This window comes from Bacillus sp. FSL K6-2839, from assembly GCF_038003365.1.
Lineage (GTDB): Bacteria > Bacillota > Bacilli > Bacillales > Bacillaceae > Bacillus.
The window spans coordinates 1,701,787-1,728,499 of record NZ_JBBOOZ010000001.1; the positions used below are offsets into that span (position 1 = coordinate 1,701,787).

25 protein-coding genes, 1 other RNA gene, 1 pseudogene and 1 riboswitch are annotated in these 26,713 nt (G+C 38.6%); of the genes and pseudogenes, 7 read left to right on the top strand and 20 right to left on the bottom strand.

Translation table 11 applies throughout. The annotated features are described in order from the left end of the window. The first annotated feature begins 167 nt into the window (after nucleotides 1–167). Genes MHH26_RS08520 through MHH26_RS08540 form a run of 5 tightly spaced genes read left to right on the top strand, consistent with a single transcriptional unit; the run spans nucleotide 168 to nucleotide 5,103 of the window. Complete coding sequence (locus tag MHH26_RS08520; protein WP_340973147.1) at nucleotides 168–2,270, top strand: hypothetical protein; 2,103 nt, start codon at nucleotides 168–170, stop codon at nucleotides 2,268–2,270. A gap of 10 nt (nucleotides 2,271–2,280) precedes the next feature. Beyond that, complete coding sequence (locus MHH26_RS08525; protein ID WP_144534038.1) at nucleotides 2,281–3,129, top strand: hypothetical protein; 849 nt, start codon at nucleotides 2,281–2,283, stop codon at nucleotides 3,127–3,129. A gap of 2 nt (nucleotides 3,130–3,131) precedes the next feature. Next, a complete protein-coding gene (locus MHH26_RS08530; protein ID WP_340973151.1) occupies nucleotides 3,132–3,980 on the top strand; it encodes a hypothetical protein in 849 nt (282 codons plus the stop codon). Then, a complete protein-coding gene (locus MHH26_RS08535) occupies nucleotides 3,980–4,252 on the top strand; it encodes a hypothetical protein (RefSeq protein ID WP_340973152.1) in 273 nt (90 codons plus the stop codon). The genes MHH26_RS08530 and MHH26_RS08535 overlap by 1 nt, the downstream gene beginning before the upstream one ends. Next, nucleotides 4,252–5,103: a hypothetical protein gene (locus MHH26_RS08540; protein WP_340973153.1), complete on the top strand. Its 852-nt coding sequence runs from the start codon at nucleotides 4,252–4,254 to the stop codon at nucleotides 5,101–5,103. The genes MHH26_RS08535 and MHH26_RS08540 overlap by 1 nt, the downstream gene beginning before the upstream one ends. Before the next feature lie 363 nt (nucleotides 5,104–5,466). Here the strand turns inward: MHH26_RS08540 and MHH26_RS08545 are convergent, their stop codons facing one another. The 8 genes from MHH26_RS08545 to MHH26_RS08580 all read right to left on the bottom strand — a co-directional run bounded on the left by MHH26_RS08545 (nucleotide 5,467) and on the right by MHH26_RS08580 (nucleotide 12,920). Continuing rightward, a complete protein-coding gene (locus MHH26_RS08545) occupies nucleotides 5,467–6,735 on the bottom strand; it encodes a DNA polymerase IV (RefSeq protein ID WP_340973156.1) in 1,269 nt (422 codons plus the stop codon). Next, nucleotides 6,728–7,057, bottom strand: coding sequence for a YolD-like family protein (locus tag MHH26_RS08550; protein WP_340973158.1), 330 nt, complete (start codon nucleotides 7,055–7,057; stop codon nucleotides 6,728–6,730). The genes MHH26_RS08545 and MHH26_RS08550 overlap by 8 nt, the downstream gene beginning before the upstream one ends. A gap of 127 nt (nucleotides 7,058–7,184) precedes the next feature. Next, entirely contained in the window at nucleotides 7,185–7,664 is a 480-nt protein-coding gene (locus tag MHH26_RS08555; protein ID WP_340973160.1) for an immunity protein YezG family protein, read from the bottom strand. 5 nt (nucleotides 7,665–7,669) lie between these two features. Then, nucleotides 7,670–9,595 carry a T7SS effector LXG polymorphic toxin gene (locus tag MHH26_RS08560; protein WP_340973161.1) on the bottom strand — a complete coding sequence of 642 codons (1,926 nt, stop codon included), beginning with the start codon at nucleotides 9,593–9,595 and terminating at the stop codon, nucleotides 7,670–7,672. A gap of 89 nt (nucleotides 9,596–9,684) precedes the next feature. Then, nucleotides 9,685–9,819: a hypothetical protein gene (locus MHH26_RS08565; RefSeq protein WP_340973163.1), complete on the bottom strand. Its 135-nt coding sequence runs from the start codon at nucleotides 9,817–9,819 to the stop codon at nucleotides 9,685–9,687. Further along, nucleotides 9,820–10,932, bottom strand: coding sequence for a response regulator aspartate phosphatase (locus MHH26_RS08570; RefSeq protein ID WP_340973165.1), 1,113 nt, complete (start codon nucleotides 10,930–10,932; stop codon nucleotides 9,820–9,822). 187 nt (nucleotides 10,933–11,119) lie between these two features. Beyond that, nucleotides 11,120–11,536, bottom strand: coding sequence for a hypothetical protein (locus MHH26_RS08575; RefSeq protein ID WP_340973167.1), 417 nt, complete (start codon nucleotides 11,534–11,536; stop codon nucleotides 11,120–11,122). Then, nucleotides 11,523–12,920, bottom strand: a complete 1,398-nt coding sequence (locus MHH26_RS08580; RefSeq protein ID WP_340973169.1) for a hypothetical protein — start codon at nucleotides 12,918–12,920, stop codon at nucleotides 11,523–11,525. The genes MHH26_RS08575 and MHH26_RS08580 overlap by 14 nt, the downstream gene beginning before the upstream one ends. Nucleotides 12,921–13,096: 176 nt before the next feature. Here MHH26_RS08580 and MHH26_RS08585 point away from each other — a divergent pair, with 176 nt between their 5' ends. After that, a complete protein-coding gene (locus tag MHH26_RS08585; protein WP_340973171.1) occupies nucleotides 13,097–13,342 on the top strand; it encodes a hypothetical protein in 246 nt (81 codons plus the stop codon). Between the two features lie 58 nt (nucleotides 13,343–13,400). Here the strand turns inward: MHH26_RS08585 and MHH26_RS08590 are convergent. From MHH26_RS08590 to MHH26_RS08645, 12 genes and pseudogenes are all read right to left on the bottom strand, one after another. After that, a pseudogene (locus MHH26_RS08590) lies at nucleotides 13,401–13,793 on the bottom strand (solute carrier family 23 protein); the annotation flags it as partial. Continuing rightward, nucleotides 13,790–14,374, bottom strand: coding sequence for a xanthine phosphoribosyltransferase (gene xpt, locus MHH26_RS08595; protein ID WP_034661972.1), 585 nt, complete (start codon nucleotides 14,372–14,374; stop codon nucleotides 13,790–13,792). The gene xpt and the pseudogene MHH26_RS08590, both read right to left, overlap by 4 nt. A gap of 118 nt (nucleotides 14,375–14,492) precedes the next feature. After that, nucleotides 14,493–14,592: riboswitch (purine riboswitch) on the bottom strand. A gap of 136 nt (nucleotides 14,593–14,728) precedes the next feature. Beyond that, nucleotides 14,729–16,234 (bottom strand): carboxypeptidase M32, encoded by a 1,506-nt coding sequence (locus tag MHH26_RS08600; protein ID WP_340973173.1) that lies wholly within the window; start codon nucleotides 16,232–16,234, stop codon nucleotides 14,729–14,731. A 127-nt stretch (nucleotides 16,235–16,361) separates the two neighbouring features. Continuing rightward, entirely contained in the window at nucleotides 16,362–18,299 is a 1,938-nt protein-coding gene (locus tag MHH26_RS08605) for an ATP-dependent DNA helicase (RefSeq protein WP_340973175.1), read from the bottom strand. Between the two features lie 74 nt (nucleotides 18,300–18,373). After that, nucleotides 18,374–18,571, bottom strand: a complete 198-nt coding sequence (locus tag MHH26_RS08610) for a hypothetical protein (RefSeq protein WP_034661010.1) — start codon at nucleotides 18,569–18,571, stop codon at nucleotides 18,374–18,376. Nucleotides 18,572–18,678: 107 nt separating this feature from the next. Then, on the bottom strand, nucleotides 18,679–19,833 hold the full coding sequence (locus MHH26_RS08615; protein ID WP_340973177.1) for a THUMP domain-containing class I SAM-dependent RNA methyltransferase: 1,155 nt from the start codon (nucleotides 19,831–19,833) through the stop codon (nucleotides 18,679–18,681). A 108-nt stretch (nucleotides 19,834–19,941) separates the two neighbouring features. Continuing rightward, nucleotides 19,942–20,325: RNase P RNA component class B (gene rnpB, locus MHH26_RS08620), an RNA gene on the bottom strand. Nucleotides 20,326–20,386: 61 nt separating this feature from the next. Continuing rightward, nucleotides 20,387–20,692 carry a cell division regulator GpsB gene (gene gpsB, locus MHH26_RS08625; RefSeq protein ID WP_012010336.1) on the bottom strand — a complete coding sequence of 102 codons (306 nt, stop codon included), beginning with the start codon at nucleotides 20,690–20,692 and terminating at the stop codon, nucleotides 20,387–20,389. Between the two features lie 75 nt (nucleotides 20,693–20,767). Next, on the bottom strand, nucleotides 20,768–21,310 hold the full coding sequence (locus MHH26_RS08630) for a DUF1273 domain-containing protein (RefSeq protein WP_340973179.1): 543 nt from the start codon (nucleotides 21,308–21,310) through the stop codon (nucleotides 20,768–20,770). Between the two features lie 49 nt (nucleotides 21,311–21,359). After that, nucleotides 21,360–21,599: a spore coat protein CotD gene (gene cotD / locus MHH26_RS08635; protein ID WP_034661015.1), complete on the bottom strand. Its 240-nt coding sequence runs from the start codon at nucleotides 21,597–21,599 to the stop codon at nucleotides 21,360–21,362. Between the two features lie 315 nt (nucleotides 21,600–21,914). Then, nucleotides 21,915–23,162: a ribonuclease H-like domain-containing protein gene (locus tag MHH26_RS08640; protein ID WP_340973181.1), complete on the bottom strand. Its 1,248-nt coding sequence runs from the start codon at nucleotides 23,160–23,162 to the stop codon at nucleotides 21,915–21,917. A 24-nt stretch (nucleotides 23,163–23,186) separates the two neighbouring features. Beyond that, a complete protein-coding gene (locus MHH26_RS08645; protein ID WP_340973183.1) occupies nucleotides 23,187–25,433 on the bottom strand; it encodes a DEAD/DEAH box helicase in 2,247 nt (748 codons plus the stop codon). A gap of 160 nt (nucleotides 25,434–25,593) precedes the next feature. Here MHH26_RS08645 and MHH26_RS08650 point away from each other — a divergent pair, with 160 nt between their 5' ends. Continuing rightward, nucleotides 25,594–26,712: an NADH-dependent flavin oxidoreductase gene (locus tag MHH26_RS08650; RefSeq protein WP_223250492.1), complete on the top strand. Its 1,119-nt coding sequence runs from the start codon at nucleotides 25,594–25,596 to the stop codon at nucleotides 26,710–26,712. Nucleotide 26,713: the final 1 nt, after the last annotated feature.

The window sequence follows — 26,713 nt, forward strand, 5'->3', positions numbered from 1 at the left end:
ATTACGACCCAACTAAAGATCAACTTGCAGTTATTGTTGGAGGAGTTGAGTGCTCCCCTTCCTCTTATGTAAAAACTGATAAAAACAAAATAACCTTTAATAACCCAGTTGATACGAATTTGTTCGAGATCATGGTGAGATGTTTTGGATAGAAATGAGGTGATAATTTGAATTTAATCTTACAGACCATACAACACTTAGCTGGAAAAGAAGCAATCCTCGTTGTTGAAAGTAAGGCAAAGCTTATAAATGGACAAGAAGGAGCTATCTATGCTGTTTTAAATGATGAATCCCAATCAAATAAGCCAACTCTTTATATTTATAAGAATGGGCAATTTGTGCTTATTAGTGGTTCGTCAACCGGTGACTCTGAGCTGAGTTTTCTTGATCTGATAGACACACCTGCTTCGTATGAAGGTTATGCGAACAAGTGGATCAAGGTAAATCCAAGTGGTACTGGACTTATATTTGTAGATGCTCCTCAAGGCGGTGGCTCAGGCGGTGACGCTTCTACAGTTGTGTTCACCCCTACTGAATCAATTGAATCTGATAATGTTCAAATGGCCATTGAAGAACTCGGCTTTAAGAAAGCCCCGATGGATAGCCCTGTGTTTGAAGGAAATGTGCACTTACCAGAAACAACCGCTATAGGAAACGTTAAGCCTAAAGAAATTGCTTACCTACAAGGATTGACAGGCAACATCGAAAACAGACTAAAGATTAGTGCAGATAACATTGAATCAGTTAATCATTCTATTGATCAACTTGAGATAAAAAGTCATATACACAGCAACAAGCAAGTGATTGATAAATTTACTGAGCAAAACGGCAGCCTGATGTATGGCAATTCAAAAGTGGCTTCAGGAGATATGCAAAAATCAATATACGATGCTGATGGCGATGATATTGTAGACTTCGCAAAATCACTTTCTGGTCAAGTTGTATCAATCGATGAGATTAATAGCTTATTAGGCATTACTGGTAATATTCAGGATCAGATTAATGGAATCACTACAGGAGTTCAGTTTAAAGGTGAGTTTGATACATACTCAGCTGCAATGCAAGCTTTCCCTTCTCCTCAACGTGGATATTGGATTTTCATTAAGAGTGATTCGAATCACAGTGGGAGTAAAACTCAGTACATTTATAGCGGAGATGTTTGGGTGTATGCAGGCGGAGCTCCGACTATTAATGATGCCACATCAACAGTTAAGGGTGGAATTACATTAAGTGGCGACTTAACAGGAACGGCTTCTCTTCCTCAATTGGCCAAGAATGGTGTTGAAGCTGGAACGTATGTTAATCCCACTGTCACTGTCGATGAAAAGGGAAGAGTTTCAAGCATAGCAAATGGCCAATCAACTGCTATTAATGACAATAACGTTGATAAGGTATCCACTTGGTCAAGTGACAAAATTAACGAATCTTTAAATTTCAAGTCTAACACTAATCACACTCATACAAACTTGCACGATCCTGCTTTAGTAGGTTCAGTTTTAGTTGATGAATCTAGTATTGGAAACAATAAAGTGCTTGCATACAATGAAGGTACTGAAAGACTAACTTACGTACCTGTTGAAAGCAGTTCGGTGTTTGTGGGCATGAAGAAAATTACAGGAAACTATGAATTGATTGCTGGAGGATATACGAAACTGGCAGTAGATGAAACTGGCAAGAAGATCACTATCACATCAATTAACAGTGGCGGGATTAAATATCGTTATGAATCCTTGCCTAATGATCGTTCTGCCCCAACTAAGTTGTTTAATGTGCCAGAATACGAGAACAACAATGACACAATGATGGTTTACAAAAACGGTGTTCTTCAATCAAAACAGATTGATTACATTGAAAAATCGAATAAATCCATTGAATTTATTAAAGAAATCCCTGTTGAAGACCATATTGTTTTTATTGCAATGTCAGGAGGACGAGGTGGAGTGCCTACGTTAAACGAGATTAATGATACTGTTGCATTGCTGCCAAGTGAAACAAAAACACTCTCACTAGATGCGTGGTTTGATAAATATGATATTAGAACCATTTACGCTAAAGATGAGAACAAGAATTTAATATCCGTGTCTGTTTTTGACAAATCTTCAAATGGTGACGTTGTTTATCAAAGTTTGAAATCTAATTCAATCTACGATATCGCTAACATTCCTTGTCAAGATAAAGATGGAACGCAGAAAATACATGTTCAATTGATCAATCACAGTCAGAACAATGCTCAAGTAACACTAAAAATCAAAACAACAAACTTACTATAGGAGGTTATTTATGGGATACATATTTACAACTGGGACTTGTCTTAAGAGCGACCTCTACTCAGTGATTAAGAATTCTTTAATTAATGCTGGCTGGGAAAACAAATCCTCTAACGCCACTTCTGATTATGATGTCTTTTATTCTACTGGAGAATCAGGAGATAAAAAACTTGTATTTCAGATGAGAGCAACTGATATCACAGACAAAAACTCAATCATCTCAACCGATTATTGCACAGCTTCGTTAAGATTGATCGAAACTTATACTCCTGGATCAAATGGCGCTGCAGGGACTGTAGGTAGACCAAGTGAACCTTGGAAGTATTTCATGGTTTCCCCCACTACTGGATTGCTATCTAAAGACACTACGATGACTTATCGTCTTAGTGTTAACAAGAATAGATTGATTATAGTCATCGAAAGCCCTTCTGCAACAGGAATTGGAAGTGTTCTGAATTACATTGGTATTCCTGATGAAATCTATGCTGATGAACCCGATAGTAGAGGGTTAATTTTTGCTACAACAGCAAGAGCTGATACTGCAAACAATTTACTCATTTCAAATTCACCATTAAATATAGCTCCAGCTACCAGTGCAACAGTAAGGCCTATCATTGTTAATCTTTCACCAAAAAACCCGAACACCCAAGGTTTTTACATGTTATCTGAATTCTATTACGGAAATGCCAGTGAAGGTACCCGTGGCAAACTAACTGGAATTTATGGGTTGCCAAATGACAATGTATTACATGGAAGTATTATAGAAGATGGCTCAAGACAATACTTTGTCGTTGTCCCAGGCGTATTCTCCAGCAATACATTTGGTTCTGCTGCTTTAGCAATCGAAGTCACAGGGTATTAATTATGAGTCTGTTCAAGAAGGAAACCATTAAGAAAAAGAATCTTTATAATCGGATTCTATCCTTATTGATTGATGCTGGATGGACTAATGTTACATCGAATCCTGGTACAGATTTTGATGTTATGTATTCTACTGGGGAGACTGGTAAAGAGAGTATCTATTTTAATATTCGTCCTTTTGCTAGTGCAGTCACTTCCCCTTCTGCTTCAACAAATTTTTCATCAACGGACTACGCTTACTTTTCCTTCAGATTATGCAAGGAGTACACCCCCTCTTCTACTCCAATGAATTCTGGAACTTTCAAAAGAAATGAAGCTTGGAATATTGTTTTTATAACAACTGCAGCAACGCTCAACCCAGAAACTGATTTGACTTTGTATTATTCAGTAAATAGAAATCGGATAGTTTTCACTGTCGTCCCTCCCACTATCTTAAGGTCTAATGCCAGCATATGCTATTTTGGGAAGCCTACTATTTATGGTAAAACAGCTAAGAATGTTAATTGCCTTTATGCCACTTCAGCTAACCCGTTGGCTACGGGAAAAGTATTGATAGACGATCAAGCAGATTATCCTCAGGTAGCTTCTTATTTATTAAATACATTTATGAGCGATAACCTAACTAACAATTTTGGCACCATGTTTATTAGTCCAATTGCTTTTGGTGACAACCTAGAAGGCGTGAGAGGTTATTTAGATGGACTATATGCTATAAAAGACACTGCCCTGTTAGATGGCGATGTCTACATTGACTCTATTACAATGAAAAAATATAAGGTGTTCTATACTTACTACACAACTAACAGAACAACCTCTTTCCCCTCAAACTATATAGGAATTGAGGTGGAATAATGGATAAGCTAAAAGGATTTGTAATGAGCTCAACTTTATTTGGCCAGAGGAAGCCATCATATACTAAAGTCAAGATTGTTTCACCTACGCCTGTTGTGGGGTTAAGAGACTCGAATTTCGAAAAACAGATCATTGTTTCGGATCCCTTTACAATTAAATCAGCTAAGAAGAAAACTGATATTAAAAAAGGTTTCGTTTTAGGTGGCTCGTCCATGAATGCCCCTAGAAAAACACCATTAGAGCATAGTTGGACTAAGGGGATGAAGAATTAATGTCTGATACAATTTTCAATAAAATAACTGTTTTAAAGAAAGATTTGTATTCAAAACTCAAACAAATCATGCTCGAATCAGGATGGCAAAATATTTCTAGTCGTCCATCAACGGACTATGATGTGATGTTCTCAAATGGTGAGGATGGAAAGAAGGAAATTTATTTTCAGATGAGGGATATTGCTAGTACAATTGCTGGCTCATCCGCAACATTTTCAAATTCAAACTCACGATTTTTCTCAATGCGATTATCTGGCAAGTATCTACCTGGATCTTCTGGTGTTTTTGGCACATTTGCAAAAAATAATGACACTTGGAAAGCTGTAGCGATAACTTATCAATCAGAAATTCTTCCTAATCAACCTATTGAACTCTATTATTCCTGCAATAATGACAGAATTATCTTTTTGACTGATTATACTCCCTCTCTTGGTCTACCTTCCACATTGAATTATATTGGTGTACCAGTTACTTTTGCAGATGAGCATGAATGGAGTGCTTGCGTATTTGCATCAAGCAGTATTGGAAGTGGCAGAAGATTATATGTGACTGATATAAAGAATGATTATTCTGTTACTGCACCAATTTCCTGTCTAACGTATTTAGGATTGGGTGGTAAGAATCAAATTGGCGAAACCATATTGATGAGCAATATTATTTACGGAAGTACGAGTGAAGGATTGAAAGGTACAATGCCAGAAGTCTTCTCTTTCGGTTCTACAGATAGGCTTGTTAACGGAGACTTAATTAAAGATCAGGATAAAGTATACAAGGTATTCGAAACAACACCTGGCACATCGACCATTTATTCATCATTTGTTTCAAAATTTATTGCAATTAGAGTGCAATGATGAAACAAATCCCCTTCTCATTTGGTAGGGGTATTTTTTTCATTTTTTACATAGAAAAAAAATAGACTCTCCCCTGAGCTTTGGTAGGTAAAAGGGAAAGTGTATCCTTAAAAACATCCTATTCAATTAGCCAGCCCCTTGAGGACTCAAACATTTCAAGGATGTTGACGCATCCTTGTTTATTTCTAGTTACAAAAAACAGACATCTCATGAACGTGGACAGTTGTTGAAATGTCTGTTTTTTTTGTTTAGCCTAGGCTATCCCACTAGCCCAAGCTCATTCCACCTCAAAGGAGGTGAAAAATATGAAGCTATTCACAATTATTAATTTCAGTTTATCTCAATTCAATATTTATTTCAACATCAACTTTTATGACCACCCGTCAAATTAGCTCTATACAATGCTGTACCACCTTTAGTGTATGAAACTGCCCTCAACAACGCCTTTGAGCCGTATTTATTTCTAATATCATCCATAACATAGCCCAGCTGTCTTTTTTTCTCTAGTCCTCTTTCATCAAATAAAGTTAGCTGCTGATTAGAATCCTCTTCAATTTTACTTAGAGTAACGGAAATGCTTCTGACTGTTTTGTGTTGATAAAACAAATTAAACAACTCCATACACGTCTTATAAATGTCCATAGTGATATTGGTTGGACTTTCAATTGTTTTGCTCCTGTGAAACCCTCCACCATATTCCTCTTTGCTGTAGCCTATACCTAAGCTAATAGTTCTTCCCATTTTGTTGTGATCCCTAGTTCTCTTAGCAACCTCTTCACATATTTCTAGGATGACAGCTTTTATTTCGTCTTTGGTTGTATAATCTCTGAGTAGAATTTGACTCTTTCCAAAGCTCACTTGCCCCTGCAACACTGGAGCACCTAATTCAGATAAATCAATTCCCCATGCATGATGGAAGATTTGATTCCCCATTATGCCAAATTTCTTCTCTAATGTTTCAAGCGAGTATTTGGCTAATGCACCAACTGTAAAGATACCCATTTTATTTAGGTTTCGTTCCATTCGCTTGCCTACTCCCCACATCTTAGAGATTGGTCTAACTGGCCACAGTTTGGTCGGTATATCTTCATATCTCCATCTAACAATGCCGTTTGGCGCTTTCTTGCTTTCTAAATCAAGAGCAAGCTTGCTGATTAGCATATTGTCACCTATTCCAATTGTACAAGGTAAACCGAACTCTCTCATTATTGCATCCTGTATATGTTCAGCAATTTCTTCAACACTGTTCCACATTCTCATAACCCCATCGACTTTTAAGAACGATTCGTCAATGGAATAAGTGTGTACATCGCACTCAGGTACGTATCGGTAAAACAACTGTGTAATTTTCGTAGATACGTTTATAAATGTGTCCATCTTAGGATTAACAATATGGATTCTAGGATCATTTGGAATTTCAAATAATCTTGATCCAGTTTTGATTTTGAAATCTTGTTTGAGTTTAGGGCTTGCTGCTAACACTACACTCCCCTGTCTCTCTGTGTTTCCTACAACAGCTAGATAACACTTCAGAGGATCTAAACCCATCATAACTGCTGAAATGGAAGCATAAAAGGATTTCATATCTACACACAGTATCTTGTGACGTGGAAACTTGGTGCAATCAATCATAAGAAACTCCCACTATGTCATCTAAAATAATAAAATGGGTTTCATGCGACAAGTCCTTTATATACAGCATCTTCTTCTCATAGTTGATGTATTGTGTAAACCCTTTGAGTTGATTAATATTTCCTGAATCATAAATAGAAAAAGTCAAAGGTTTGTTCACACTCATTGCATAGGCAATTGTTGATTCGAATTCTTCTATTTGTTGTTCATCTATAATTGGCTTATCTGTTTTTTTCGTCTCTGCTAGGTCGTGTTTAAGTCGTGCAACATGCTCAGGCAACATCATAGCTGTCCATTTAATCGTTCCTCTGTCTCTAAGCATTTAATCACTCCTTTTGAATGATTAAATAGTAACAGAACAAACGTTCTTTATCAATGAGTTTAGAGAACTTTTGTTCGATGTAAATATTGGTATTTAAAAACCCTCCTTTAATTTGGAGGGCAGTGTGTTAGTTGTTTTCTTCTTTATTTTTAAGATAATTCAGCACAGCTTCTTTATCTTTCTCGTCTTCTGGTAAAAACCCGAATGTTTTATACTCCCATATTGCTCTTCTCTGGATACCATAAAGCCCTATAGATAAAATATCTTCATAGCCATAATCAATCGAGAATTTCCCTGTTTTATCTAATTGGAGGGTAGCTGTTGTCCAAGCACCTAAATCATTTTGTATATATGCTTTTTTCAATTTTTCAAAAGTTTTACTGAGTTCGTATAATAAATGAATGTATGTTGATTTACTTACATTATATTTATGTGGAATTTCATGTCCATAAACATACTCTTCACTATTAGTCTCGTTGAAACAAAATGTAATTCCAGCCGAATCATCAAGTATTTCTGCATACATCCAAACTTTATCCCAATCACACGGTATTAATTCATTAATTGATTCTGCTATTTTTTTATAATAGCGTTCTATTGATTCCATTATCCTTAACCTCCAGGTTGATTCTTGATAAATTCTTGAACATAACTTTTTCCGATTTTATATTCCACAAAAAAACTATCAGGTCTTAACAAATCACCCTGATAAATAGGCTCAATACTTACCTCTACATGTTTAGGTGGAATCTCTTTTAGTGCAGCCAACCATTCCTGCTCTATGTTGTACCATTTCCCACCACTACGATTAATTTGGGAATTCATCGGAAGTAGGTTATCAATATCGCCTGATCCTTTGAAAATAGACGCAATTAAATGACCACCGTCATCATCTAGTAATCGGTCAGGCTTTCCTGAATTTGACTGAGCGTATTGATTTCTTTTGACCTCTCCGTATTTTAAATCACTTGCTTCGACTTTGACAATCCGTCCGTAGTGATCTGTTGTGTAGGTGTAGCCTTGTTTTGTTGTATAAACGACATTTGGTTTTAATACTTTTTTACGTTTCCATCTTACATAGTGATCTCCGTAACTGACAACGGTTGGCGGTGATTTTGGTGCTGGTAATCGTCTGCCTGTCTTAGAGATTCCGTATCCTGAGTTGTTGTCTAGACGCTTTGCCATGGAGAGGAGTTTATTTTTAAGATTTTCTCCGTCAAATACATTGTAAGGGAGTTTCCCTCCACCTGCTATTTGAAACTTTGGTGAATATGGCAATAGATTCGGAATGGAGACGTTATCGATTGATTTTGCCCCTTGTTCAAGGCCTTTCTTCACCGTTGTTTTGGCAGCTGTTGTTCCCGTTTTTGTGATGGCTCCTGCACCTTTAGAACCAAAGACGATTTCTGCTAGTGAACCAGTCGCATAGGCGAACCAGTGTGACCGGGAATACGCATCACCATCTATGACTTCTTTTTGGAATGAGTCTGAAATTGATTTTCCAATCGCTTTCGATGTTTCAATTGGGTGAGAAACAGCCGTAACGACTGATTCAACGGCACCTCCAGGGTCTGTTACAAGATCGTAGATGCCAACTACTGTATCTTTGGCCACATCATATAGACCAACTGCAGCACCTTTTACACTATCAACGAATACCTCTGATGCTTCTTCCTGCGCTTTGATTTGGAGCAGCTGGCTGTAATACATTTTTTGATCGTAAGAAAGATTTTCATATCCAATTTCATCTACTATCTCAAAGTATTTCTCTTCTGATATACACGAAGGATCATTGAGCTTTTCTTTTAATTCTTTGATTCTTCGTTTCTCTTTTTCTTCTTTTTTCACTTTTAAGTAAGCTTTCACCTGTGCATCAATTTTATCATGATTCTTGTACACATCTGTTTCATGAAATGCCTTTGCATCATAATACATGGGCTGAGCGTTCTTACCTTTTCCTGTAGCAGCCATCATTTTTGTATAAAAAGTTGTAAGATGTTTCTCGATCGGTTCTGATTTTTCATATTCTGTTTTTAGTTCATGATCTATTTTATGTAAAGTCTCAATCGCATCTTTTCTTTCTTCGTTCGCATTATCTAAATACTCATCTACTTTTTTGCTGGAAAATGTCTGTAGTTCAATCAAATCACTAATATCATCGAAAATAGCCGTAAGGGCTTCCTTTTGTTCTTCAACCATGTCTTTATTGTTCTTAATGCCTTGCTTCACTTGAGCGTCTAAGAAGTGCTCATCAATAAATGTACTACCGCCTAATGATTCATCATCAAGCTTTCCTTTGACTCCATCTAAAAAAGCCTTTTGCATATCAATAAAATCAAGATAAGTGTCTGTGTATAGTACAAGATCATTATAAAAAGCTTTGATATTGTCTGCACCTTTACCTGTGAACTCATCACCGAGATTGGCAACACCTTGTAATGCCTTTTTCAAATCTGTTATTTCTTCTCGAAGCTGTTCATATGCCTTTGACCTTTCCTCTACAGCTGATAATAAAGATGGAGCATCTAATATTTTCATATAAAAAAGACTCCTTTTATGGAATATTCTTTTACTAGAATACCATAAGGAGTCTTACACTTTAATCCACTTTATCGTTTTTTAACCAATTATCCTCCAGAGCTGCCTCTTGATGCGACTGTTTGGACATCTTCATGTAGAGGCTGAATCAAACCACTTGTAAAGAAAAGTGTACCTAGTGCAACTACAGCTATTGATAATGTTATAAAAATAGACTTTTTCATTTAATTCACTCCTTTTCCTACATACTGGCTTGCACGTAAGGCTCTTTTATAGTAGTTCAATGATTGTTGCAGCAAGCCTCTTCTCTCTAAATATTTCGCCACATCAACTAAGATTTCCTCTAAATCAACCCATACTCCTTTTTCTTCAAGTTCTGAGCACAGAATATTAATATTATTTATTTGAGATTCGGTAACATCATAAAAAATTTCTTTTAACAATTTAAATTTAATCTGAAAAATCTCATGGTCAACTTGTTCAGATAAACTATGTCCTTGGTCAATTAATTCTATTACTTCTTTACTTTGAGTTGTTATTTCAACTCTAGATAATTCGTACAAACATCTCAATTTCAATAAATCATTTTTTTCGATTTCTCTTCTATAGCTTAAGGTGCGCTTGTATAGTTCAGCAGCATCTGAGTAATTGCCTTTTTTACTTTCTAAAAATCCCATATTGTAATACAGGTGTATGATTAAGTAATTATCGTCTATTTTCTTAATCATTCCCTCTGCTTCATTAAAAAGGTCACTTGCATCATCATATTTAAATTGATCTATTAAGTTTAGTGCGTGAAGTAACCTACAGTTGATTTGTCTTTTGACATAAGTTTCATGTGCATTAAATGTATCTGTAGCGATTTGAGCATGATATTTTGATAAGAAAGTCATTTTCAAATCGTAGAACAGGACAGCTAATTTATAGTGAAATTCAGCTTTTTCTATCTCATCATCAACATAGGCCAACTTCTTTTCGGCTATTCTGAAATAACTTAATGCCTTATCATAATCTTGCAAGTAATCATGATAGATCCCATTGTAAAAATAAAAGTAATATGACATGAGTTTATTTGTTTTTTCTTCTTTTTCATCTGGTGCGTTTCTCTCAAAGAACGGCTTGTCTAAATTTCTGCTAATATTCTGAAGTTTCAGCTTAAGTCTAAAACTCAATAGTTGATAATACAAAAGAATGTCCTGATTTTCTTCCATCAATTCAATCGCACTGTCTATGTCATCTTGCATTTCAATAGCTGCTGATAAATCCCCTTTTTGTATGGCAAGATTCCAAGTGTTCAACATGTTCCCTACCTCTTGAGAGGCAATTAACCTTGTCATCCCGTTACCCCCTTGTAAACAATTCCTTTGTATAATTTTAACATGTCATTTACAACAAATGTAAAGTTAAGGTGGTGATTTTAAAAGTTTTCGGTATACCGCAATTGCTTTAGTTAATCAAGCTCAGGTTATGGACATTGTGCTTTCATTCAAACAAAAAAAGGATGTAAGTGAACACCTTACATCCTTATATATTATCAACATTAATTAATATTTCATTGTTTTCAAGTGATGTGAATATCAAATGGTAATGGTCGCAGTTTTTAACATCAAAATGGATTTTATTCGTTTCTTTATCTAAAAGATATGGTTCGTCTTCTTGCTTGGTGAAGTAATAAGGATATACATTGCCTTCAACGTCTTTCAACTTAAATTTCTTTGGCGTTATCTTTAAAGTAGCCCACCCTATTTCGAATGTAAGTACACAGTCATTTTTAACATGCATAAACTCGTTAGGCTGTGTTTTGTAAGCTCTATTAATTTTAAATGATTCCCCCGAAACTGTGATCAATTCATTAATATTACGAGCATTCTCATCTTCTTTGTTGATTTCATAATTCATCTCTAAATCTATTCCAAATTTTTTAAATTTAAACTTCTTCATCACTATCTCCTCCTATCTTATCTAATCCTAATTGATGTTTGGCGTAAATGGTTCTTGAGATTATTATGTCTTCATTCGGATTAAACAATACTTGATACTTGGGATCATTCCCTTGATCGGAAACATGATTTATTATGTCATGAGAAGCGCTGTCAGCGCACGCTAACACTATATCAGCACTGATCATCATATTTTTAGTTTCCTTTAATTTGTTGAAACCGTCCATCCACTCTACTTGCAATCCATGCAACCTTAACCGATCTGTAAATTTTTTCCCGTCCCTGCTACTAATTATTAAAACTTTAAAATTCCCAATATGAACATGCTCAACTTCATTTTCTTTAGAACTGTTCTTTTTTCTCCGAACTCTGTGTGTTTCTTCATCTGTATAGAATGATGTTTCATCATCGTATGTTGAGACAATATCTACAGTACCATCATCATTTAGTATACCTCTTGAAGGCTTACCTGATTCATCAGAAGATTCTTCGAGCAGTATACGTATTTGATATGTTTGTCCATTGGTGCTTTCTAATTGATAGCCGTCTTCATATTTCTTTAAATGGCCAAAAACGTTTACTCTTTCCGTCAAAGAAAAGTTGTGAAACTTACTAAAAGAGCGATATTTTTTCACTAGTTTAAAAACTGATTTATAACTACTGTAGTTGCTTTCATCCATTCGTTCATACAGATCATTCAACAATTGTTCTGGATCAATCATACTTTGACTCTCATAGAATCTTTCATAAAAGGATTTATAGTATTCTATTTTCTCATCTTTTTTATGAATTCTAGATTCTAATGTCTTCATACCCTTATTTTTTTCATCCAATCGATCTTTAAGGTGTTCAGCAGTTCTTTTCAATTTGTTTATGTTAGCCTTTAATTGGTTTATCGTATTTAGACTGTGTTTGTATTGCATTTCATAAGTTCTGAACTTATTTGACTTTAAATTCGCTTCGTCTAATCTTTTATTCAGAAGTTCAATATCAAAATGTGCTTGAGCTAGTTTTTCTTCATATTTTTCGATTAAATCAGAGTCTCTATTTTTCAATGAGTTTATTTTTTCAATTAAAGCGTACTGCATACTCTGAACATCTTTTAACTTATTGTTTTTGTCTGAGAGTTCTTTTCTGTCTTTTTTAGCTTGTTCAGACATCTTGTTAAGCTCTTTTTTTAATTTTTCGTTTAATTTTCTTTGTTCTCTATAAAGCTTCTTGTAATCCACATCCGACTGTTCATTTTCTTCTTCCTGATTAAAATTTTCATGACTTTTTTGTACAGACTTCATTTTTTTTATAAGTTCAGTCTTATCGGAGGCAGTATCTTTTTGTTTCAATGGATTTTTATTTCTATTTTGTTCGAAGATGTGTTTATTACGCATCACATACACCTAACTTATTACTGTATTTTAGAGTTATGCTTATTATAGCAAAGAATCAGCTTTTATTAAAATTGGTGTACTTAGAATAAAAGATATGTTTTATGTAGAAATAATCATTTAATAAAACACAAATTACATACATATGTGGTATCATAGACTAAGGGGAGGTGAAAATGATGACCGAGTACATACATAATGAAATTTCCACAAATGATTTTATCAAATCGAGTTACATACGTGTTCGAAAGTTTATTGAGAAGACCTTAGATTCTTTAGAAATTGATGATGCAGAAAGTGTTTCGAAGTATTCTAAAGGAGGTTATAACATAACAGTTTATTCAAGTAATAAGCCCTCAGATAAAGCTTTGGCTCAAACCAATCGTGCAGTCAATCAATTTATGAACAACCTGTCTATAGACTAGAGCCTATTATACGGCTCTTTTTTTATGCAAACTTATGTTGTACTCAAACGATATCCCTTACGACAGACCCAGTCACAACAGGCGGGAAAAATTTCACAAGCTTCCCAAAGAAAAAGGAAAGAAGAATGATGATACACCCAGAAGCGATAATACTTCCATAGATAGACGAAATCCCGTATTTAGAGCCAATCGCAATCATAGGAGAAACCGCAGTAAATGTACAGCCTAATACAACAGGCAGACCGATACCAAAGAAACGGTTTTTCCAAACTTGAAGGAGCGTGGCAGCCCCGCACATGAAAATATCTGCCGAGATTAAGTAAGTCAGCTGTGCAGGGGTGAGGCCGAGCGCATCTCCCACAATGAGCGGCACAAGAACGGCACCTGCATACATCGCCAGCACATGCTGAATCCCTAGCGAGAGCGTTTTGGCTTTTTTAGCGGCACTCATGATTGTACCTCCCGTACAAACGTGACTTTCCCTTCCTCAAGTGATTCAATACGTGCAAGGGACTCGACGCGGTAGCCCATTTGAACAAGCGCATTCCTTCCGGGCTGAAATGACTTTTCAATGACAATGCCAAATCCGGCTACTTTCGCCTTCGCCTGCTTTGCGATTGCAGCAAGCCCTTTAGCGGCTTCACCGTTCGCTAAAAAGTCATCAATGATTAATACACAATCTTTTTCACTGAGATGCGTATTTGAAACAGCGATCGTGCTTTCTACTTTTTTCGTAAAAGAGTACACACTCGCTGTTAATAGGTTATCTGTTAGTGTTAGTGATTGACGTTTTCGAGCAAAGACAACTGGTACTTGAAGAGCTAGTCCAGCCATCACAGCAGGTGCAATGCCAGAAGATTCGATTGTGACAATTTTTGTAATGCCATCATGCTTGAATAATCTAGCAAACTCTTGCCCGATCTCATGCATTAACACAGGATCAATTTGATGATTTAAAAAGGCATCTACCTTTAACACTTGATTTGACAGAACGATTCCTTCGTTCTCAATTTTTTGACGTAACAATTCCATCATTCTTCCTCCCAGCATATTGGCAAACATTTTAATTTTTTGCATAAAAAAAGCATTGCTGTCCATGAGGAGCAAGCAATGCGAAAACGATCCACGGATCTTCAGCTCAAACAAGAGCTGTTTCATTTTGCTCACTCATAGTCGGACCGTATCGGTGTCCGGTAGAAACTTGCGTGCCATCATCACGCGATTATATGAGTGTTATAGTGTTCAAATTATAACAAGATTTCAGACGCTTGGAAAGCACTTTTCCAGAAAAATACCGAACTTAAATAATAGATCAGATCAAAACGTTCGTTTTTAGAATATTCAAGCATCAAAAAAGCACCCTTCTGAGCAAAGGGTGCCTTTTATTTAAGATAAATACAATTTCGTATATTTATCTGTTAAATAATCGATTAAATATTGCACATTTAATTCCTCACCAGTCGCATCTTGAATGATTTCAGATGGTTTTTTGCGTTTTCCATGCTGGTGAACATGTTCTGTGAGCCATTCTTTTATCAGTGCAAAAGACCCTTTTTGAATCAGCTCATCAAAATTCGGTAAATCTTTGATCATTTGGTGCTTTAGTTGCGCCGCATACATATAACCAAGCGCATATGAAGGGAAATATCCAAAGCTTCCATCAGACCAGTGAACATCCTGCAAAATGCCGAGTGCATCATTAGGAGGCGTAATGCCAAGATACGCTTTATATTTTTCATTCCACAGTGCAGGCAGGTCTTCAACTGCTACTTCTTCATTAAAAATCGCTTTTTCAATTTCATAGCGGATGATAATGTGAAGCGGATACGTCAGTTCATCTGCCTCAATTCGAATGTAAGTCGGCTTCGATTCATTCACTGCATGCACAAAGTCTTCTAAAGAGACATCTTTAAATTGCTCAGGAGACGCTTCTTGCAGCTTATGATAATACGTTTTCCAGAAATCTTCATGTCTGCCGATAAAATTCTCAAAGAAAAGAGACTGTGATTCATGGATCCCCATTGATGTGCCATCACATAATAGCGTTCCGCTCAGTGCCTCATCAATGTTTTGCTCGTAGATGGCATGACCACACTCATGAATCGTGCCAAAGATCGCCATCCGAAAATCATGCTCATCATAACGGGTCGTCACACGAACGTCCCCTCTGCTCAATGTCACAGCAAACGGATGAACCGTTGTATCCAGACGTCCTGCGTCAAAGTCATACCCCAATTCTTTTAAGAAGAAGAGACTCAGTTCCTTTTGTTTGTCGATCGGAAAGCTTTTCGATAAAAATGAAGTATCCGGCTTATGAGGAGAGGCTTCGATTTTTTTCACGAGAGGAACAATGGAATCACGAAGTGCACCAAACTTTTGATCGAGCTGTTCAACCGTCATATCTGGCTCATAGTTATTGAGCAGCACATCGTATGGCGTTTGTTTCACGCCCCAATATTGAATAAAGCGCTTGTTAAAATCAATGAGCTGTTTTAAGTATGGTGCAAAGAGTGAAAAGTCTGATTTCTCCCTTGCTTCTACCCAGACATGCTCTGCTTTTGATTGCAAAATCGAGTATTCTTTAAATTCTTCTTTCGGAATTTTGCTGTTTTCATCATACTCTTTTTGTGATAATTCGAGCGCCTTTTGTGTATCTTTTGACAGCTCATCTCGATGTTTGTTTAATGCGTGAAGAAGATCTCTCATTTCATCAGAAGTCTTCATATTAAAAATATCACTTGATAATTGACCGATCGTTTCAGCTCTGAAATCGGCGCTTTTTTTAGGCGCCTGTGTTCTAGAGTCCCAATAAAGTAAATGGAGCGCCTCCGTATAATGGGCGATTTTTCCTAGTAATTGATAAAACGCTTTCTCTTTTGCTTCAAGACTCATACGTTTGTTCCCCCAATCAATAAAATATATATGTACGTTTCAAGGCTACTTCAAGGAATGTTCTTTTGTCAATGAAAAAGGAGGATACTCAGATGGTATCCTCCTCTTTTCCTCGTTCGGGCGTTATTTAAGATATGATGATTGGCTTGACTGGCAGAACGGATTCAATTTTACTTTGAAGCTCTGTATCTTCCTTACGGTCAAAATAAATATGAATGGTTCCTGCATCTTGGCTTGTCCGAATCAGCCTTCCAATACCTTGTCGCAAGCGCAGCAGCATATACGGAAGGTCAACTTCAGCACGAGCATCCTTTGCTTCATTCCGTTTTGCCTCAAATACCGGATCATGAGGCGGGTAAGGAAGTCCCCAGATGATCACATTTGTTAGTGATTGTCCTGGAATATCCAGCCCTTCCCAAAGGTGAACAGAGCATAACACGGATGTCTCATCTGCTTGGAACTTTTGAACAATCGTGCTGATTTCCTCGTCTCCCTCAAAATACACGTCGAAAGGCAGTGATTCATCCGATGCCTCAAGCTGCTTTCTAAAGAAATGAAGTTCATCAAATGAAGGGAACAAAATCAGAGATCGTCCTCCGTTTTCTTTCAGCTGAGTGATCACTTGCTGTCCTTTTGCCTCTTGCTCTTGAAGCTGCTGAATCCCGTGGAAATAAATCTTCATTTGCTCATCGTAATCATACGGAGAAGCGACACTCATTGATAAGTAATCTTTGATCCCAAGACTTTCAGCTAAATAATCAAAGGATTGATTTTCAGACAATGTAGCAGAAGAGAAAATGTATGGTCTTTTTTGCGAGAATACTTTTTCACCAAGCACCTCTGCGACTGTCTTTGGCATCACAACAAATGTCGTATCTAACTCCTGCTTTTCAAGCCAGCTAATCGCATTTTTTTGATATAGCGACAGAGAATACGCCATTTGTTCAATGTACTCTTCCACAACAGACAATTCGTATTGATCGATTGTATACATCTCTGATTCAAACACGAGTGCTTCTCCGATTTTTTCAAGCAAATCACACAATTCATTTGCAGACCGCTTCACTTCATCCACACGTCCAATTTCAAGTCGATGCGAGCCCTTGATTTCTTTGGCATGTGTTTTTAAGAGATAGAAGAACTCATCGTTTGTGGCAAGTGCATCTTCAACGAGCTCGGCAAACTCTTCACGTATATCGTTTTGCAACAGGCGCTCTAAAAATGTTTCGAGCATTGATTGCTTCACTCGGTACGTCAGTGCTTTTTGTGCGGCAAATTCAAGAAGGTGTCCTTCATCAAATACGACGGAGCTATGTTCTGGAAGCAGCGGAAGCTGGCCCTCGCGTTTGCGGGATTCCTTCGTCCACACATGCTCCATGTAAAAATCATGAGAACAGATGATGAGATCGGTTGCTTTCCGGTAATGATCTCTTGATAAATTCAGACCGCAGCGATGACGCATATCGCACGTCAAGCAGTCTTGAAACGAGTCATAGCCAATGCGTGACCATTCATCATTTGATAGTTCTGGATACTCTTTTCGATCACCATACGGATAAAAGTTTTGCATGCCATGTGATTCATGAACAAATGAAGGAAGCGATTCATAAATATCGAGCCACTTCTCATCATCTTCACGCTGCATGGTTTTCTCTAGTTTCTTTAAGCATAAATATTGGTCATGCGATTTACTTAATCTCGCATCTATTTGAATATCAAGGTGATTGGCAATTTTATAGATATCACCCTCTTGTTTCACCAGCTGTTCAATTAACGTTTCGTCTGCACATGCAATAATCGCAGGTTTCCCTGTATACCTTGCATATGTGACCGCAAATAATAGATAGACAATGGTTTTGCCTGTGCCTACCCCAGCTTCGGCAAACATCACACTTTTTTCTTTAAAGGCTCTTTCTAGTTGAAAAGCCATAAATATTTGTTCATCTCGAAGATCAAAGCCCTTTTCTGGCAAAATGTCATAGAACACATCACCAATCCAGTTGCCCAGTTCTTCGTAAAAATTATGTTCTTTTGATAATGAAAAAGGCAAACGAGATGCTGTCACCTGCTTCAACCCCCAACTTTTGAATCATTCAGACATTCAATAGTAACATTTATGCAGGGGAATGACAATCTTTTTTACGACCGCAAACGATGTTGATAGGTTTCTTTCATTAAAAATGCATGCTCTGAACGCTCTATGTAAGCCTGAGCAAGCGCTAAATCTTCGATGGCTGCTGTCAGCTGAGCAGATTGTCCACCTTCTTGCCCTTCAATTTTTTGAGCAGTCGAAGCGAGTGCTTTTTGGATTAACTGAAATTGATCATATTGTATCATGGAGACACCTCTTTTTTTAAAATCAAGTTCAGTTTATTCCGTCCCGTGAAGGTTTATACCTTTCTGCGATAAAAAAGCCACACCTTCTGTAGGTGTGACCATTTTTTTTATGATTCAGTTGTCTGTTTTCTAGGCGGGCGTTTTCCCCAATATTGGTAATAGTCTGTTTTAATAAAACCATTAAACAGTTTTCTCTTTTTCGTTGCTTTTCTGCCGAAGCACTCTTCGAACTTTTCGTGTGACGTTAAGATGTAAATGGACCAAGTATCTAGGCTCTTAAATGCTTCGCCCATTCCTTGATACATTTTTTCAACAGCTGGTTTATCACTGAGTCGTTCTCCGTAAGGCGGATTTCCGACAATCACACCATACTCTTCTTTCGTTTGAAAGTCTTTCACTTGCATTTGTTTAAATTGAATCAATTCACTTAGACCAGCTTCTTCAGCATTCATTTGTGCAATGTCTACCATCCGATGGTCGATATCACTTGCAATAATGTGGAGCGGCTGATCATAGTTTGCTTTTTCTTCCACTTCGTGACGCGCTTTGTTCCAAACGTCTTCACCAATCCATTCCCATGACTCGGACGCAAATTCCCGGTTAAATCCTGGGGCAATGTTTTGTCCTATCATGGCCGCTTCAATAGCGATTGTTCCTGACCCGCAGAAAGGGTCAACAAACGGACGGTCAGGTGTCCAGTTTGTTAATAGCACGAGTGCAGCCGCAAGGGTTTCTTTAATAGGTGCTCCGCCTTGATCCGTACGGTACCCTCGTTTATGAAGACCCACACCAGATGTATCAAGCGTGAGCACAGCTTTATCTTTTAAAAGGGCAACCTCAATTTTATAATCAGGTCCTGTTTCTTCAAGCCATTCAGACTGTATGTTGTAAGAGGATATGAGCTTTTGCGCGATCGCCTTTTTGACGATACGCTGACAATCCGGCACACTGGCAAGCTGTGATTTCACAGATTTACCGATGACAGGGAACGTGCTGTTTTTCGGTAAAAAAGCGGACCAGTCAATCGCCTTCGTCCGTTCAAACAGCTCATCGAATGTTTTTGCCGAAAATTCAGCTACTTGTACCTTAATCCGGTCTGCTGTACGCAGCCAAAGGTTCGCACGGCAAATCGCAAGAGCATCCCCCTCGAAAATCACTTTTCCATTGTCTACTGTGCAGTCATAGCCAAGGTCTCTTACTTCTTTTGCAACAATCGCTTCAATTCCCATTGGAGCTGTTGCGATGAGTGTATAGGTTTTCATTGTTTTATCACCTGTTTTCTCGTCCTTTTATGTATTCAAGATAAAAGCTCTCCATATGTTGAATAGGAGAGCTTTGTTTTCATCATGTTTATAATAACGGATATAACGTTCTGTAAGCCATGTTTTGTTCCATCGTACTGCAAACGGCAAATGCCTCGTACTCAGGTGGTAATCATCTATCTACAGAATACTCTGTCCTTCTCTCCGTTTGGTTCCTTTGAGAAAGTTCCCCTACCAAGTTTGGGTTTCTCGCTCGAGGGGTTTACCGCGTTCCACTCTCACCATTTCTAGTGAGACTTCGTCACTGTGGCACTTTCAAGGATACTTTGCCATATCCTAAAAGGACGTAGGCATTTTTCCTGCCGTCAGCCTTTCCCAGGCTGCCCTGGCTTATTTTTTCGCCAGGCACGAACACTACGGGCATCTCAGCACCGTGCGAGCATGGACTTTCCTCTGCAATGTCTAAAAGCATTGCAGCGATTACCCGAACGTTAATCAATAATCGTTATTATAAACGACAATGACATCAGGCACAAGCTTTTTTCAGCAAGGCTCAATCATAAAGTTTGCTGCCGAAAACGTGTTTCTCAAGGTTAGATAGTCTTTTTAAAATATCAAAGTTTGTTGTATTAGACTGTGCAGGCTGTCTTTTTCCTTGCTCAACGGCTTCTTCAAGCTGTTTAGACAAATGGAGGTTTTCTTGTTGAAGCTTTTCGATTTCTTGGTTGAATGTCTCATAGTCTTTAATGACCATATCTAAAAATTTATCGACTTCTTCTTGTTTGTATCCTCTGACACCTGTTTTAAATTCTTTTTCTAAAATTTCTTTCGCAGAAAGCTTTACTTTATCAGCAAGCATCTTTTTCACCTCATATCGTGAATTCATAGTATATTTTTTCAGAAATACGTGACGTTGTCAAATTTTCTCTTGCTTTTAGTCAAAAAACGGATCTTCTGCCTCAACTTGCGCTCTCAAATCATCCATTGTGATGTACATAATGGGGTAATCGGTATAGGTTTCCGCTTCTTTGATCATGTACTTTGGCGAGCCATCATGCTCAGGATCATAAAGGACGAGAAGGCCATCTGTTTTTTCAATAAAAAAACGGTTCTTTTGTTTAAATTGTGCCGGACTTTCATACGGTCTATGCGTGACACTTTCTACAAAATCGGCCTGTGCAAGAATCCCTTCATACAACTCTTTGTTTTGTTCATTCCAGCGCTCTTCCTGTTCATAAAATGGTGTAATGACGGCCAGTTTTAACGCTGGATACTCCTCTTGAAGCTCAAATACCACTTCGGCAGTCCAGATTTCTGCCCCAAGCTGGCCTGATATGAGAACCCATTCCAGGCCTTCTTCAGTCAGGGCTGTCAGCCTTTTTTGAAGCTCCGCTTTTATGTATTGAAGTGCAGGCTCGTCTTGTTTGAATATCCCAAGCTCAAATGGCTTGTACCCTGTGACAGCAATAATTTTCATTTTTTCACCTGCTTTTAAAAAAAGGGACTTCTAAAAGTCCCATTTCACTTTATCTGTTACAGCAAGGTCCACCGCAGTTAAAGTGTTGATGTGTTGCCGGGTCCACCTGAGAAAACGTATGCGGGAAGTAGTGAACATGTTTGAAATTTTGATGGTGAACATTTGTCACATGCTGCGGATGGATATGCGGCACAATTGTTGTTGAATCGCTGTGTGTACAGCAATGATTCGTCGGATGAACAATTGGCTGTGTAACATTCGGCTGGCAATGATGATGATGATGGTACATGTAGCATTCCCCTCTCCTTAATTTTCTTACATTAACAATGTATGAATTAAGAGGTGTACATGTACTAATGCATTAACCTATTTTAAAAGTTTGCAAGAAAAACATCCTTATAGTTTGAAAACACAAAAGCGACCAAAATGACAACAAGAAAAAACAAGTAGAAAAGACCCTTATACATGCTCTACGCTCCTCATTCAATATCTAACGTTATTTTACAGGATTCGTGACTTTTCTACAATAAAAGTGCTAAACAATTTTTATTTTCGGCCGAGAGCCGAACGTTGTCATGTTTTGCGCTTTCCCAGGCAATAATGTTCATTGCCCAGCTTTTCTCAAGAGACGTTTTTTTCGCTTCTCAAGTTCTTCCGTGTCTCGCTGACTTAACGATGAGAAAGATAATAACGATTCAGTGATGGATAGAGCTGACCTTGCATTTTTTTGACGATGCTCTTTACACTTCGCAAGCTCTATACCCGCTTTTAATGCTAAATGGACATCGCTTGATTTAAATAATTTTTCCCATATTTGAACCGCTTCATCCCACTCGTTTTGTCGTTTATATTGTAAGGAAAGATCATAAGACGCCTGATTCGCATGCTCAAAATCAGCATCCGTTAATTTTTGCAAATGCTTCGTTGCTTCATGTACATCACGATGAGCAAGATGCCACCTGGCGAGCGCATACTTCTCCTTGTGTTCCTTTACCGCATCCTCAGATAGTATTTTTTTGGATAGATGAATGTAGAGGCTGATTAACGATAATACGTCTAGTTCATTATGAGTCAAGATCCCTTCAATCAGCTTCGGATTTTGTTCCTTTAAAAAATGAAAATAAATCATCGGTGCCAAAAACCCCGGCGTGTCGTTTTCACGATGCACGTGCAGCTCTTCTTTTTCCACCACGGATAGCGCCATTCGTTCATATTTATGCTTCCACAATCGTCTAGATCCGTGCAGAAGATCAAAATGTCCGAATTCAGGCAGTGCAGGGATTTGATCTCGTAAGAGCGTATGTCTCGTTTTCACTTGCGGCCAGTCGAACGATTTACCATTATATGTAACCAATGATTCTACGTTTACTTCATCGAGAAAGCTTTTGTACAGAGCCGCTTCATTTCCTGGATTGGTGAGCAGGTGCTGTTTCACCACCACTTTGTCGGAAAAGACACGTGCATGTCCAAGCAAGAAAATCATATTTCCCGTACCGCCAGATAATCCTGTTGTTTCTGTATCAAAGAAAAACAGCTCGTGCGGCTCGTACCCTTTAGCCGATAGCGAATGCTGGATGCCGCTTTCGTTCCATGCCTCGATGATCTTCGGCAGTTCCGCAAACGAATAGCGCCCATGCTGATCTTCTAATGAATAGGTGACTTCCCGAATCAAACAAAAGGAACCCTCAAAGTGATAAGGAGATACACCTAATGTTTCCCATTCTTTTAAAAATGGGATATTTTCTGAAGTCACAGGCTGTGGTTGTCCTTCTAAAGTTTTCTGCCGGTTTTCATGTGTCTGATTGTGCGATAGGTGCTTCTTCATTCTGTTTAATTTCCCTTTTAAAGACATGAGCAGGTGTCCCCCTCCTTTCCCTTAAAATACGGACATCAATTCAACGATGCTGCTTTTTCCGCTCACCTCTTTCATTTCCATGCCAATGCAGGATGGACAGCCATTTTCACAGCGGCACCGCTCAATCAGCTGAATGGCTGCGCCTGCTATTTCATCGAAACGAGCTTGTACTTCCTTGCTTAAGCCGATTCCGCCAGGGTAGTGGTCATATAAAAAGACCGTCGGTTTTCCGGTATGTGCCGCTTTAATTTGTGAAACAACATGAATATCAGAACGGTCACACATCACAAAAGCAGGTACAATGTGCTGAAGAACATTTGCGATGCCAAGCAGCAGCTGTTCAAGTGTTTTCTCTTCAAATCTCCGCTCTGCTTCATGTAATTCAAACCAAGCAGCACTCGTATGAATTTCTTCTTCCGGCAAGTGAATTGGTCCAGAGCCGATATTTTCACCGGTACTTAGCCGGATTTTTTTAAAAATCGTCGGCATTGCGTTGACAGTCACATCACCGTAGTGAACAGATACGGCTTCCTTCTCTGTCGTCTGATCGATTTCAAGCACCTTAAGTTGAACAGCTAAATTCGCGTCTGTATAGTATTCTACATCTACTTGTTTCACATAAGCCTTGAGATGCTCGTAATCTAGCTTTTCCACTTGATACTGAACCCCTTCATGTAAATAAATGGCTTCATCATGAAGCAGCGTCATCGCACTGAACCGATCCATCTCTCCAATAATCCGAACATTCGCTACATCTGATTGATCCACAATCACCACATTTTCCTGGCTTGCAGACCGGAGGCTGATGCCATGTGCTGGGAACGATTGATCTGACCAATAATACCGGTTCCCGCTAAAATGAAGAACGCCTTCCTCATGTAAGTATTGCAAAATCTCTTCTACGTCCATGCCGCCAAACTGTTCATCCTCCCGAAACGGAAGCTCGTAGGATGCACATTTTAAATGATCCACTAAGATAATGAGGTTTTCAGGGTTGATTCTGGCAGCTTCAGGCGGCCTGTTAAAGAAATATTCAGGGTGTCTGACAATATATTGATCAAGAGGTGAGGAGCTTGCCACCATAATTATGAGTGCTTCCTCATGACGCCTTCCAGCTCGTCCTGCCTGCTGCCATGTACTCGCTACACTGCCAGGATACCCTGTCATGATACAGACCTTTAGCTGACCTATATCCACTCCTAATTCTAGTGCGTTTGTGCTGACGACACCTAGAATGTCTCCTTCTCTCAATCCTTTTTCAATCACTCGCCGCTCTTTTGGTAAATAGCCTCCGCGATATCCACGAATCGATTTTGGACCGATCTCTTTTTTCACTAGCTCTTGAATATGGCTTAAAATCACTTCAACTCTTACTCTGCTTCTAGCAAAAACAATCGTTTGGATTTTTTCTTTCAAAAAAGTTTTTGCCAATTGATTGACAACAGTGGCGGCACTTTGTCTAATATTTAATGGTTTATTCACAACTGGCGGGTTGTAAAACACAAAATTCTTTTTACCGCTAGGTGCCCCGTTTCGTTCAATCAGATGCACCTTGCTCCCCGTTAGCTGCTGCGCTAGCTCTTTTGGATTCGCAATCGTTGCGGAAGTACAAATAAAAACCGGTTCACTTCCATAAAATGCACAAATTCGTTTTAACCTGCGAATCACATTGGCCACATGACTGCCAAATACACCTCGATATGTATGAAGCTCATCAATGACAATATACTTCAAATTCTCAAACAAGCTGACCCATTTCGTATGATGAGGCAAAATGGCTGAATGCAGCATATCCGGGTTTGTGATGACAATATGTCCTGCTTGTCTGACTCGCTGCCGAATGGCCGGAGAGGTGTCTCCGTCATATGTTTCACTATGAATCGGAACATCCATCTCGTGGATGATCTCGTTAAGTTCACTTTTTTGATCTTGTGCGAGCGCTTTTGTTGGGAATAAATAAAGGGAGCGGCTTGTCTGATCTTCTGCGATCGACTGAAGGACAGGCAGATTGTAGCAAAGCGTTTTACCTGAAGCTGTTGGTGTGACGGTTACCACATGATCTCCATCCATCACACGTTCAAAGGCTTCCTTTTGATGAACGTAGAGTTCGCTCACGCCTCGTTTCTCAAGCGCCTTTTTCAGCCTGTCGTTCACTCTTTCAGGAACCGGAGAGGTCTGTGCAGGCTTCGCATCAATTTCATGCCAATGTTCTACCTGTTCGTCTTTCTTTAATTCTTCTATGAGTTCGTTCATTGTTTTCTTTTTCATATCGCATCACCTCTCTTACATAGTGTACCGAATATTTGTTTGCATGACTAGGCGGCAATTTTTTGATGCGCAGCCTATGAGCAAATACTTTGAAGTGTTGTAACAGTATCTATTACACTTCTATAGTGAAATGATTTTATCAAGGAAGAAGATGATGAGAGTGAAAAACGAATTTAAGCCTTTATTTGAACCATTTACGTTTCCAGGAGGTGCGTCTATTGATGGCCGGTTAGTCGTTGCGCCAATGACACACTTCGGTTCTCACGAGGATGGCACCATTTCTAAAGAGGAAATTGATTTCATTACAGCTAGATCTAGTGATATGGGCATGGTGATCACAGCATGTGCAAACGTGACTCCAGATGGTAAGGCATTTGAAGGACAGCCTTCTATTGCAAGAGATGAAGATATACCTGGCCTGAAAAAACTTGCTTCTGCGATTCAGGCAAAGGGAACAAAAGCCATCATTCAAATTCATCACGGCGGCTCTCAGGCTCTCCCTCACTTAGTTCCAAACGGTGATGTGGTTGCGCCAAGTGATGTGTTTAAAGATGGAAAGCAGATTGCACGCGCTTTAAAAGAAGAGGAAATTGTCCATATCATTGACTCTTTTAAAGAAGCGGCAAGACGAGCGGTTCAAGCAGGGTTTGACGGCGTGGAAATCCACGGTGCAAATGGTTATCTATTACAGCAATTTTACTCTCCGCATAGCAATCAGCGGACAGATCAGTGGGGAGGAAATGAAGAAAAGCGTCTAGCCTTCCCTATCGCTATTGTGGATGCAGTCAAAGAGGCAATCGAAAAGCATGCAACAAAACCGTTTATCTTTGGATATCGATTATCCCCAGAAGAACCAGAAACACCTGGTTTAACAATGACAGAGACGTTTACCTTAGTGGATGTTCTCAAAACAAAAAACCTCGATTATTTGCATATCTCTTTAATGGAGATTGACTCTAAAGCAAGACGTGGTGCAGATACTCATAAGACACGTATGGAGCTGCTAAAAGAACGCTGCGGCGATACCCTTCCGCTCATCGGTGTGGGCAGCGTCATTACAGCCGAAGATGCACTAAGTGCTTATAATCAAGGAATTCCGCTTATCGCTGTCGCACGAGAGCTGATCGTCGACCCAGATTGGGCAAAGAAGATTAAAGAAGGCAGAGAAAGCGAGATTGAAACTGTCATTAAACGCAGCCAAAAAGATAAGTATTTGATTCCAGAAGGATTGTGGTCTGTCATGGAAGCGAGTCAAGGCTGGGTTCCGATGGAAGATTAAT